This window comes from Desulfosarcina cetonica JCM 12296, from assembly GCF_001311845.1.
Lineage (GTDB): Bacteria > Desulfobacterota > Desulfobacteria > Desulfobacterales > Desulfosarcinaceae > Desulfosarcina > Desulfosarcina cetonica.
Genome location: NZ_BBCC01000214.1, coordinates 1 through 9,859 on the forward strand (window position 1 = coordinate 1; position 9,859 = coordinate 9,859).

Here is a 9,859-nt window from a genome sequence, read left to right on the forward strand (position 1 = left end):
CCGTTGCGGCGCGTGCCGGGCCTGTATCGCCGCCTGCCCCACCGGTGCCCTGGTCGAACGGGAGGCCAGCGGCGAATAAACCATGGCCAAGATCCTTGTCATTGATGACGACGATACCGTGCGCCTGTCCCTGCGACTGGCGCTGGAAGACGCCGATCACGATGTTGACGTGGCCGCCGATGGGGAGGAGGGAATCCTGCGCATGCGGGCCAATCCCGCCGATCTGGTCGTTACCGATATCTTCATGCCCGAAAAAGAGGGGCTGGAAACCATCGATGAGATCCGGCGCGCGTTTCCTGCTACAAAAATCATCGCCATCTCAGGCGGGGGGCGCATGGATCCGAATGCCTACCTTGAAATTTCCCAGAGTGTGGGCGCCGACCGGGCGCTGAACAAACCCTTCGATATCAAATTGTTGCTGGATACGGTGAGGGAACTCCTGCAGGCTGGATAGGGCTATGGCCGCTGAGGTCCGATCGCGGCAAGCTGATTGAAGAATTGGTCGGCATCAACAAACCCCTCGGGCGTGATGGGAAATGAGGCCATGGTTTCGATCATGGCGTTGCGGATTTTGGTGAAGTCGCCTTCAAGCTGCACATAGGGCTTGGCCCGTTCATCCTCGATCAGCCGCATCAGTGCGCCAATGCGGGTCATTAGTGAAAAGAACTTGGACCCCAGATTGTCAAATTCCTGGGCGATGGCCACACCAAACCGATTGACCGCGCTGTCGGCAAAGTGGACGGTTTGAATCTGGCCGGTTTCCTCATCGACGATCTCAAGCCCCTTGCCCGGTGTGTGTGTCAGGGGCATTTGGTTCAAGGCCGCCGCATTGCCGACTTTCAGGGCATATAACAACTCTTCCGGTTCGACGGGCATGTTCCATTGGGCCATGATCGTAAACTCCGCTGTGCGAGTCCTTCCGCCGCCGGCACGCCTTTTCGTGGGGCGGCCTTTCCTAATCAGCATAGCGGCTTGGGCTCCGCCTTGCAACCTTTGACGGATTCGTAAAAAGCCCGATATCGGCGTTATGCATATTCCTCGTCACTGCGGCGTACGCTAAGTACGCCGCATTCCTCAGGATTCGCAAGCCTTCGAAAGGATCGTCCTTCTGATGAAAACACTTCTCGTTTGCTTCGCCGCAGGTGCGCTGGGCGCCCTGGTCAACAGCCTGGCCCTCTGGCAAGCCGGTCAATTGGGCATTGCCCACTGGGCCCGGGTCGCCATGGCGCCGGCCTTGAGCGCCGGCTGGCTGTATCCGCGGATCGTGTGGGGCGGCCTTTTCGGGCTGCTCTTTGCCCTGCCGTTCTTGAAATCCCGTGTGCTGCTCAAGGGAACCCTGCTGAGCCTGGTCCCCACGGCGTTCCTGCTCTTTTATCTCTATCCCTTCAAATGGCACAGAGGGATGCTGGGGATGAACCTGGGCATGTGGACCCCGGCCTACGTACTGGTGGCCAACTGGATTTGGGGGGTGGTGACGGCGCTGACCCTGCGTTTTGCCAAGTGATCATGCGTGCGTAAGAAGTCACTGCTTTGACGAATCCGTCAATATTTGACAAAATCGATCCAATCCTTTATGACAATCCAAATCGCTTATTCTCAGGGCGGGGTGCAATTCCCCACCGGCGGTATCCCGATTTTCGGGGAGCCCGCGAGCGCTCCTTTGCCGTATCGAGGAGGTCAGCAGACCTGGTGAGAGGCCAGGGCCGACGGTAACAGTCCGGATGAAAGAGGATAAGTCAGCCTGCATTCCATGCCGCCAACTGCCGCAATCCGTTGTCGCCGCTGTCGACGTTGTGCCCGTCTGCCTGCCTGCGCCCTGACTTTCCACTTATCCAACGACATGAAGGAGATCGAAAGATGGAATCATCACTGCTGGCGCGCTATGGCAATGCTTTTGAACGGGTGGCACATGGGCTCGAGACCTTGCGGAAAGGTCAGGGGGTGATCGTTACCGACGATGAAGACCGTGAAAACGAGGGCGATCTGATATTTCCGGCGCAGTCCATTAGCGAGGCCCAGATGGCCCTGCTGATCCGTGAATGCAGCGGCATCGTCTGCCTTTGTTTGACCGAGGATCGGGTCAACCGGCTGGGGCTGCCCATGATGGTGAAACACAACACCAGCCGCTACCAGACGGCCTTCACGGTTTCCATCGAAGCGGCCGAAGGGGTGACCACCGGGGTCTCGGCCCAGGACCGTGTCACCACCATCCGGGCGGCGGTGGCCGAAAACGCCGGCCCCCACAGTGTGCACAGCCCCGGTCACATTTTTCCCTTGCGAGCCAAACGCGGCGGCGTGCTCGAACGGCCCGGCCACACCGAGGCCAGCGTGGACCTGATGGCCCTTGCCGGGCTGGATCCCTTCGGCGTTCTCTGTGAGTTGACCAACCCGGACGGCACCATGGCGCGGCTTCCCGAAGTGGTGGCCTTTTCGGAAAAACATCGCATGCCCGTTCTCACCATTGCGGATCTGGTGGCCTATCGCCGGAGCCTGATGAAAAAGGCGGGATAACCCCTCGGCCGATTGGCCCCCGAACCCATAGACGAGGCTATCTACCATGCGGATCGTCGACCTGAGCCATGTTCTTGAAGCGCAAATGCCTCTTTTCCCTGGTACTCAGCCACCGCGGTTCGCGGATAGCGCCCGCATCGACACCGATGGATACCGGGAGAAACGCATCACCCTCAGCGTGCATACCGGTACCCATCTGGATGTCCCGGCGCATATCCTCGCATCTGGAGAAACCTTGGATCAGCTGCCGGTGGAGACCTTTTGTGGCTCGGCTTTTCTTCTGGACCGGTCGCGGGCGAGTGATGGCCCGATTCAGCCCACCGATCTGACGGCCCACGAAACAGCCATTTTGGAATCCGATTACCTGATCCTCAACACCGGTTGGAGCCGTTATTGGGGAGATGCGCGCTATTTCTCCGATTTTCCCGTGCTCAGCCTGCCGGCCGCCGATTGGCTGGCCCATGCCGGCCTGAAGGGCGTGGGCATGGACACCCTTTCGGCCGACCTGCTGGATGCACCGGGACTGCCGGTGCATCATCGTTTGCTGGCGGCCGGCATGGTGATTGTGGAGAACCTGACCAACCTGGCCGCGATCCCTGCCGGCCGCTTTCTTTTCAGCTGTCTGCCGTTGAATATCAAGAACGGTGACGGTTCACCCGTGCGGGCCGTGGCCATGCTGCCATGAAGGCGCCGTGTTTACCCATTGGATAGATGGGTAACCTGACAGGTGGCGTGCCCCGTCGCGCTTCAGCGTTTGCGGACCACCAGGCTGCCGACGGAATAGCCGGCCCCGAAGGAGCAGATGACGCCGTGATCGCCGGCGGCAAGATCCTCGTGGTGCAGGTGAAAGGCAATCATGGAACCGGCCGAAGCGGTATTGGCGTAACGGTCCAGGACGATCGGCGCCTCGTCGAAGGTGGCCTCGCGTCCGATCAGCTTGGTGCAGATCATCTGGTTCATGTGGATATTGGCCTGGTGCAGCCACCAGCGTCGGATGTCGGCAACGGTCAGACCATGGCGGTCGATGTGCGTCAACATGTGCTGGATGGCCAGGGGGCAGACTTCCTTGAAAACCCGACGGCCGTTTTGATGAAACAGCTTGTCCGGGCCAAAGGGATCCACGTCGTTGGCTCGGCTGAGGTGGCCGAAGTTCGAACGCACGTTGCTCGAAAAGCGGGTCTGGGCCTGCACGCCGAGGACATCGAAACTGTGGGTGCCGGTGCAGGTGTCGGCCCGTTCCACAATGCTGCCGTGGCCACGTCGCCGAAAATGAAGTGGCTGTCCCGGTCGCAGTAGTTGACCTGGGGCGTGATCAGCTCCGGGTTGATGGCCAAAACGCAACGGGCCGTGCCGGCGGCTACCATTTCATAGGCGCGATGCAGCCCAAAGGTGGCCGCCGAGCAGGCCACCAGCATGTCGAAGCCGAAGCCGTCGATGCCCAGCGCCTCCTGCACTTCGATGGCGATGGCCGGGTAGGCGCGTTGGGTGTAGGCGCACGAAACGATTACCGCGTCGATGTCGGCACCGGTCTTGCCGGCTGCCGCCATGGCCTGGCGTCCGGCATCGATGGCGATTTCGGCCTGATCGGAGAGGGCCTCCTCGGGACGCTCGGGGATTGATGGGCGCATGCGATCGATGTCCAGGGTGCCTTCCTTGGCATAGACAAATCGCTGTTTGATGCCGGCGGCCTTCTCGATGAACGCCGCCGAGCCTTCGGGTTTGGCCTCCATTTGGCCGTCGGCAATGGCTGCGGCGTGGATCTGATTGTAGCGGTCGGCCCATGCATTGTAGGAGGCGACCAGTTCTTCATTGGTAATGACATGCGCGGGTGTCCACAGACCGCTTCCGCTGATGACGACCCGGGGGCGTTCGGATGGTGCCATATCGGTCCCTTATGCTGTGCAACCGTTTCTTACGGTTGTTGTCAATGCCTTTTCGCAGTCTATCGATGCGATTACCGACCTGGCTTTACACCAGAATAAGAATGAACGCCACTGCAAAGGATGGATAAACAATGTTTTTTGTTATGATCAATTCTTATTCGGTTTTATTCGGCGCTTCCCAGCCGGGTACGATGGCCTTGATGCGGACCTCGCCGAAGTCCACCGCCCTGCCGCCATTTTCAGCGGCAAAGGCGGTTGCCTCGGCAATGGAATTGAAAGGCAAGGCCTCGTACCCCATGGGGCCGAAGACTTTTGACGATCCGATTACGTAAAATGCCGTACGGCCGCTGATCCACATGCCGGTATGGCGGTCCACCACCCAGATCAGGAACGGCTCCACGGGACTTTTCATGTAACGCGACGGATTGTCCAGGAAAGCGAACAGGCACTGGGTCGAACAAAAATGCAGGGTGCGGCCGTCTTTGCTCCGAAGTTGGCATTTCCCGTACGGGTAGCGCTCGGGGTACATCCCGCAGACCACGCAGGTATCCTTTTCGGTGGGCTCCACGATCTTGCCTTTTGCCAACCGGCGGGCGTTGATCTGCCGGTTTTCGTTCCCCACGCCGGTCTTGGCCGCCGCCAGGGCCCGGGCATAATCGACGATTTCACCCCCGCAGGTGCCGGCGAAGGTTTCGGCCTCGGCCCGCGTGGCGAAAACGATTTTGGAGACCGGGCTCATGGTCCCGGCGGCCGAGGAGCCCATGACGATCACAGCCTGGCCGGCGGCAATGGCCTGTTGGGGGCAGCGGTAGACCGTCAGCATGACCTGGGTCGGATCCTGGCCGGTTTTCATCGCCCAGTCGGCCAAACAGTGAAACGAACAGACCTGGGAGACACCCCGGATGGGCGCGAAGGTGATCCAGGTGCGGGCCCACATGGGGCGAACCATGCCGCAGACCGGACACTGTCCCTTCAATGTCTCGTCCGGTGGGGTCAGCGGATGCGGAACACGGCATTGCATGGCCTGGGATGCCATCGGCGACAGGCTCAAGGCCACCGGCGCGAAGGAAACAAGCCGGAGAAAACGGCGTCGATCGATCGATTTCATGGATTCCTCCCGGGATTGGTGGGGATGTTTTTTCGGGCGACGGCTGGGGGGACGCGCAACGCATCAGGACGCCCTTGCGGCAATCCTGACCCATTGTGGAATCCTGCATAACAAAATCCGCTTGTTGCGGCAACAGCGCATGCCGACCGGCACGCTCCCGTTCGGGAAAAAGGCACATACCGAACCCTGTATCTTGACATCAAGATATATGCCGTTATTTTCTCACCCATGGAAACGGGATCCTACATACGCCTGATACTGGGCCGGGCGGCAAAGGCCGTTGAAAAGGCCGACCGTGCCAGCATCAAGCGCACCGGGCTGGTTCCGAGCGACTTCGGTATCCTCGAAGCCCTTTTGCACAAGGGACCGTTGCCCATCAATACCATCGGCCGAAAGGTGCTTCTCACCAGCGGTTCGATGACCGCCGCGACCAATCGATTGGTGGCCAAGAACCTGGTTCGGCGTGTTCCGGATCCGTCTGACGGCCGATCGTTTCACCTGCACCTGACCTCCTCGGGGCACCGGCTGATCGAACGGCTTTACGCCGAGCATGCGCAGAATCTCGAGGCTATCGCCGGTGTGCTGAACAAGAAGGAGCGTTGCGAATTGGTCCGGCTGTTGAAGAAGCTGGGCCGTCATGCCGAGGTGCTGGCCAGCTAATGCGGTAATGAACGATCGGTCGTGGACCGTTCGCCCATCGCCAGTTTCTACGAAAATCAGAACAGCTATCCAAAAGACCAACCCTTTCGATGAAGGAGAAACCCATGATGAAAGTTTTGATTGTTTTTTATTCGACGTATGGTCATATCTATCGCATGGCCGAAGCCATCGCCGAGGGCGTTCGCGAACTCCCGGGTGCCGAAGCCGTTTTGCGCCGGGTACCGGAAACCCTGCCCCAGGGTGTCCTCGAACAGATGGGCGCCATCGATGCCCAGAAAGCGTTTGCCCACATTCCCGTCTGCACGGTCGACGAATTGACCGAGGCCGACGCGGTGATCTTCGGCACGCCGACGCGCTTTGGCAACATGTGTGGCCAGATGCGTCAATTTCTGGATGCCACCGGCCAATTGTGGGCCAAGGGCGCCCTGGTGGGCAAGGTGGGCAGCGTTTTTGCCAGTTCCGCCACCCAACACGGCGGCCAGGAATCGACGATCCTCTCCACCCATATCACGCTCCTGCATCACGGTTTCGTGATCGTGGGACTGCCTTATACCTTCCAGGGGCAGATGGGCATTGACGAAATCAAGGGCGGATCCCCTTATGGCGCCTCGACCATCGCCGGCGGCCAGGGGGAACGCCTGCCCAGTGAAACCGAGCTTGCCGCTGCCAGGTTCCAGGGCAAGCACGTGGCGACGATCGCCGCTAAACTCAAAGGCTGATGGGGAAATGACCACCGATGTCAGCGGCATCGGGTGGCGGTGCGAATTCCCATGGAAAACGAACAGGGAGCGGCCAAGGGGCCGTTCCCTGTCTTTAAGGAAGAACACGGAGGAACGTTGATGATTGAAATCGCCGCCGTTTTCGGCAGCCCACGGCGCAAGGGGAACACCGCCACGTTGCTCAGACAGGCCATTGCCGGGGCGCGTGATGCCGGTGCCGCGGTTACCGAGATCGTCCTGCGGGATTTGAAGATTTCCCCTTGCCTGGAAATTTACGGTTGCCGGGAGACGGGACGTTGCGCGATCAATGACGATTTCCGGCAGATCGAGCCGCTGTTGGCGCGCATGCACGGCATGATTCTGGCGTCGCCGATCTTTTTTTACACCGTCAGTGCCCACGCCAAAATCTTCATGGACCGCTGCAATTCCAGCTGGGTCAAGAAATACTGGATCGACCGCCATCCCTTCGGCGGCCAGCAGGCATACCCGCGCAAGGGGCTCTTTATCTCCGTTGGCTCCACGCGGGGCCAGCGTTTGTTCGACGGGGCCCTGTTAAGCATGCGCTATTTCATGGACGCATTGGACATGCAGCTGTGGAATTCGCTTTTGTTCCGGAAGATCGAAAGCGAAGGGGATATATTGCAGCATCCCGATTATCTGGCATCGGCCTATGCGGCGGGGGCCGGCCTGGTGCGGGCCCTGGCGGAGGATCCAACGTCTGCATGAGCCTGAAAGTCAGGGCAATCCGTTTTTTACGCGTCCATTTTTATTGATTCAGCCATCCCGAAAAAGGAGCCTCGAATGACTTTGACAACCGTGCATACCGAGAACGCCCCGGCCGCCATCGGCCCTTATTCCCAGGCCGTGGTGGCAGCACCTTTTGTTTTTGTCAGTGGACAATTGGGCATGGATCCGGCCACCGGCGACCTGGTGGGGGGGGATCTGGAGAGCCAGGCCCGCCAGGCCCTGGAAAATCTCGGCCAGATCCTGAAGGCCGCCGGCAGCCGCCTGGAGCAGATCACGGTGGTCGAGGTCTTTCTTACCGATATGGGCCAATTCGCCGCGTTCAATGCCATCTACGCCGAGTACTTCCCCACCCACCGGCCGGCGCGGGCCGTTGTCGAGGTCAGCGCGCTGCCCAAGGGCGCCTTGGTGGAGATCAAGTGCACCGCCGTGGTCGCATAGGATTTTTTGATCCTTGTGTTAGGCCGCCGATTCGGGAAAGGTCGTGGCCATGGCAAAGGCCATGGCGAAGTCGGTCTGGGTGGCCAGTTCCAGGTAGCGCAGCCGGCGGCACAGACCGCGGGCCTCGGCGCGCAGCTTGCGGTCCAACAGGGCCATGACCACCCCCACGCCGGCCAGGTTGTCCTTGGCGACGACCCGGCTTTGGGCCACGGCCGGCGGAAACATGCCGATGGCCAGGGCATTTTCCCAGTTGAAATGGCGCCGAAGGCCCCGGTCAACACCGTGCGGTCGATCTTCTCGATACCGGCCTTGCGCATGAGAAATTCAATGCCCACGCAAAGCGCCCCCTTGGCCAGCTGGATCTGGCGAATATCCTTGAGCGTGACCGAAATATCACTGCCGGTGGCCGTCTGCTGCCGGTCGACGATGGTATAGGACCGTCCCACACCCTGATCATCCCGCACCACCCGTTCGTCGGCTGCATCGAGGCGGCCGCTGGGAAGGATGATGCCGAGATGACGCATGCTGGCAATGGCATCGATGATTCCCGAACCGCAGATGCCCATGGGCTTGATCCCGTTTTCCTCACCTAAAACGTCGTAGGTCACCCGGCCGTTGTCCGCGTCGGGCCACATGCGGTGAATGGCACCGGAAACGGCGCGCATGCCGCAGGAGATCTGCGCCCCTTCCAGGGCCGGACCGGTGGCGCAACTGGTCACCCACAGTCCCTTGCGACTGCCCAACACCAATTCGCCGTTGGTGCCGATATCCACGATGAGGGTGACCTCGTCGCGTTCATGCGGTCGGTCGGCCAGAATGGCGGCCATGGTGTCACCGCCAACGAAGCCTGAAACCACCGGCATGAGGAATACGGGTACGGTGGAGGCGCAGGACAGCCCCAGATCGCCGGCACTGGCCAGCGGCGGGATAAGGGTCAAGGGGAAATAGGGATAGCTGCCCAGGCCGTGGGGATGCAGGCCGGCAAAGACCTGCTGCATGGTGGTGTTGCCGCAAAGGGCGATCTCATCGATGGCGTCGATGGATGCGCCGGCTTGCTTCAAGCAACGTTGCAGGATGAAATCGACGCCGCCGGCGGCCAGGCGTTGGAATTGATCCAGATAGGTGTCCTTTTCGTTGATGCGGCAGATGCGGCTGATCACATCCTCGCCGAAACGTCGCTGGGGATTGACGCAGGCATCGGCGGCCAGCAGCCGGCCGGAGGTCAGATCACAGAGGTAACCGGCCACCGAGGTGGTGCCCAGGTCCACGGCGAAGCGAGGCTGGCGGGCTGCCGGCCGGCCACCATACGGCGTAGGCCGGTATCGGCGTGCAGCACCAGGGTGACCTCTTTCAGGCTGTCGCGGAACTGGCTCAGATGGCGCAATGCGTTAATGTCCGCGGTTGCCGCCAGGGAATCGTCCGCCTTGTGGGCAAGCCAGTCCATCAGGCTTTCGGGAATATTGGCCGCCGTGACATCCGGGGAATCGCCCTTCAGCACCAGGCGACGGATCGTGGGATCCACCGCATAGGTTCCGCTGATGTTGGTTTTTCCCCGGGCTTCGGAAGGTTCGGCCAGGGTGTCGGGGATGGTGACGGTTCCCTCGCCCAGGGCCAGGGTCTGGCAGGCCAGGCGTGCGCCTTCGGCCAGTTGTTCGGGGCTGAGCCGCTTGATTTCCGAATCGGTCAGCGGCGAGAAGTTCTCGGCCGGGTTGACCAGCACCCGGCATTTGCCGCAGCTCCCGTGGCCGCCGCAATCCGCCCGGATATCCAGGCCGTTGTCGGCGGCAGAGGTG

At 60.7% G+C, this 9,859-nt stretch carries 15 protein-coding genes and 1 riboswitch; of the genes, 9 read left to right on the plus strand and 6 right to left on the minus strand.

Going from position 1 to position 9,859, the window contains the following annotated elements; genetic code table 11:
* On the plus strand, positions 1-79 hold a 79-nt coding region (locus tag JCM12296_RS50985), incomplete at its 5' end, for a 4Fe-4S binding protein (protein ID WP_172684164.1).
* 3 nt (positions 80-82) lie between these two features.
* Positions 83-454 (plus strand): response regulator, encoded by a 372-nt coding sequence (locus JCM12296_RS29150; RefSeq protein WP_054700363.1) that lies wholly within the window; start codon positions 83-85, stop codon positions 452-454.
* Positions 455-456: 2 nt separating this feature from the next.
* Here JCM12296_RS29150 and JCM12296_RS29155 read toward each other — a convergent pair whose 3' ends face one another.
* A complete protein-coding gene (locus JCM12296_RS29155; RefSeq protein ID WP_054700365.1) occupies positions 457-891 on the minus strand; it encodes a hypothetical protein in 435 nt (144 codons plus the stop codon).
* A gap of 220 nt (positions 892-1,111) precedes the next feature.
* On the opposite strand from JCM12296_RS29155, the gene JCM12296_RS29160 reads away from it, so the two are divergent.
* The 3 genes from JCM12296_RS29160 to JCM12296_RS29170 all read left to right on the plus strand — a co-directional run bounded on the left by JCM12296_RS29160 (position 1,112) and on the right by JCM12296_RS29170 (position 3,196).
* Positions 1,112-1,504: a hypothetical protein gene (locus JCM12296_RS29160; RefSeq protein ID WP_054700367.1), complete on the plus strand. Its 393-nt coding sequence runs from the start codon at positions 1,112-1,114 to the stop codon at positions 1,502-1,504.
* 84 nt (positions 1,505-1,588) lie between these two features.
* Positions 1,589-1,737, plus strand: a riboswitch (FMN riboswitch).
* 120 nt (positions 1,738-1,857) lie between these two features.
* Complete coding sequence (gene ribB, locus JCM12296_RS29165) at positions 1,858-2,511, plus strand: 3,4-dihydroxy-2-butanone-4-phosphate synthase (RefSeq protein WP_054700374.1); 654 nt, start codon at positions 1,858-1,860, stop codon at positions 2,509-2,511.
* Between the two features lie 46 nt (positions 2,512-2,557).
* On the plus strand, positions 2,558-3,196 hold the full coding sequence (locus tag JCM12296_RS29170) for a cyclase family protein (RefSeq protein WP_054700376.1): 639 nt from the start codon (positions 2,558-2,560) through the stop codon (positions 3,194-3,196).
* 62 nt (positions 3,197-3,258) lie between these two features.
* On the opposite strand, the gene JCM12296_RS42730 is transcribed toward JCM12296_RS29170, so the two are convergent.
* The 3 genes from JCM12296_RS42730 to JCM12296_RS29180 form a co-directional block, all read right to left on the minus strand.
* The gene (locus JCM12296_RS42730; protein ID WP_218188344.1) at positions 3,259-3,549 is read right to left on the minus strand and encodes a 3-oxoacyl-[acyl-carrier-protein] synthase III C-terminal domain-containing protein; all 291 of its coding nucleotides are present in this window, start codon (positions 3,547-3,549) and stop codon (positions 3,259-3,261) included.
* Positions 3,543-4,394 carry a beta-ketoacyl-ACP synthase III gene (locus tag JCM12296_RS29175; protein WP_218188345.1) on the minus strand — a complete coding sequence of 284 codons (852 nt, stop codon included), beginning with the start codon at positions 4,392-4,394 and terminating at the stop codon, positions 3,543-3,545. Before JCM12296_RS29175 ends, JCM12296_RS42730 begins: the two co-directional genes overlap by 7 nt.
* A 154-nt stretch (positions 4,395-4,548) precedes the next feature.
* Positions 4,549-5,502 carry a nitrous oxide reductase accessory protein NosL gene (locus JCM12296_RS29180; protein ID WP_054700378.1) on the minus strand — a complete coding sequence of 318 codons (954 nt, stop codon included), beginning with the start codon at positions 5,500-5,502 and terminating at the stop codon, positions 4,549-4,551.
* Positions 5,503-5,730: 228 nt separating this feature from the next.
* On the opposite strand from JCM12296_RS29180, the gene JCM12296_RS29185 reads away from it, so the two are divergent.
* The 4 genes from JCM12296_RS29185 to JCM12296_RS37240 all read left to right on the plus strand — a co-directional run bounded on the left by JCM12296_RS29185 (position 5,731) and on the right by JCM12296_RS37240 (position 8,066).
* Entirely contained in the window at positions 5,731-6,162 is a 432-nt protein-coding gene (locus JCM12296_RS29185) for a MarR family winged helix-turn-helix transcriptional regulator (protein WP_054700381.1), read from the plus strand.
* A 104-nt stretch (positions 6,163-6,266) separates the two neighbouring features.
* Positions 6,267-6,881 (plus strand): NAD(P)H:quinone oxidoreductase, encoded by a 615-nt coding sequence (wrbA, locus tag JCM12296_RS29190; RefSeq protein WP_246805069.1) that lies wholly within the window; start codon positions 6,267-6,269, stop codon positions 6,879-6,881.
* A 51-nt stretch (positions 6,882-6,932) separates the two neighbouring features.
* Positions 6,933-7,607: a flavodoxin family protein gene (locus JCM12296_RS29195; RefSeq protein WP_246805070.1), complete on the plus strand. Its 675-nt coding sequence runs from the start codon at positions 6,933-6,935 to the stop codon at positions 7,605-7,607.
* A gap of 75 nt (positions 7,608-7,682) precedes the next feature.
* Positions 7,683-8,066, plus strand: a complete 384-nt coding sequence (locus JCM12296_RS37240; RefSeq protein WP_083456627.1) for a RidA family protein — start codon at positions 7,683-7,685, stop codon at positions 8,064-8,066.
* On the opposite strand, the gene JCM12296_RS29205 is transcribed toward JCM12296_RS37240, so the two are convergent.
* Together JCM12296_RS29205 and JCM12296_RS29210 are read right to left on the minus strand one after the other, a co-directional pair.
* Positions 7,958-9,334: an ASKHA domain-containing protein gene (locus JCM12296_RS29205; protein WP_054700390.1), complete on the minus strand. Its 1,377-nt coding sequence runs from the start codon at positions 9,332-9,334 to the stop codon at positions 7,958-7,960. The two genes, JCM12296_RS37240 and JCM12296_RS29205, sit on opposite strands and share 109 nt — an antisense overlap.
* Positions 9,289-9,859 (minus strand): 2Fe-2S iron-sulfur cluster-binding protein (locus JCM12296_RS29210; RefSeq protein ID WP_157067995.1); only part of this gene is annotated, 571 nt, incomplete at its 5' end. The genes JCM12296_RS29210 and JCM12296_RS29205, both read right to left, overlap by 46 nt.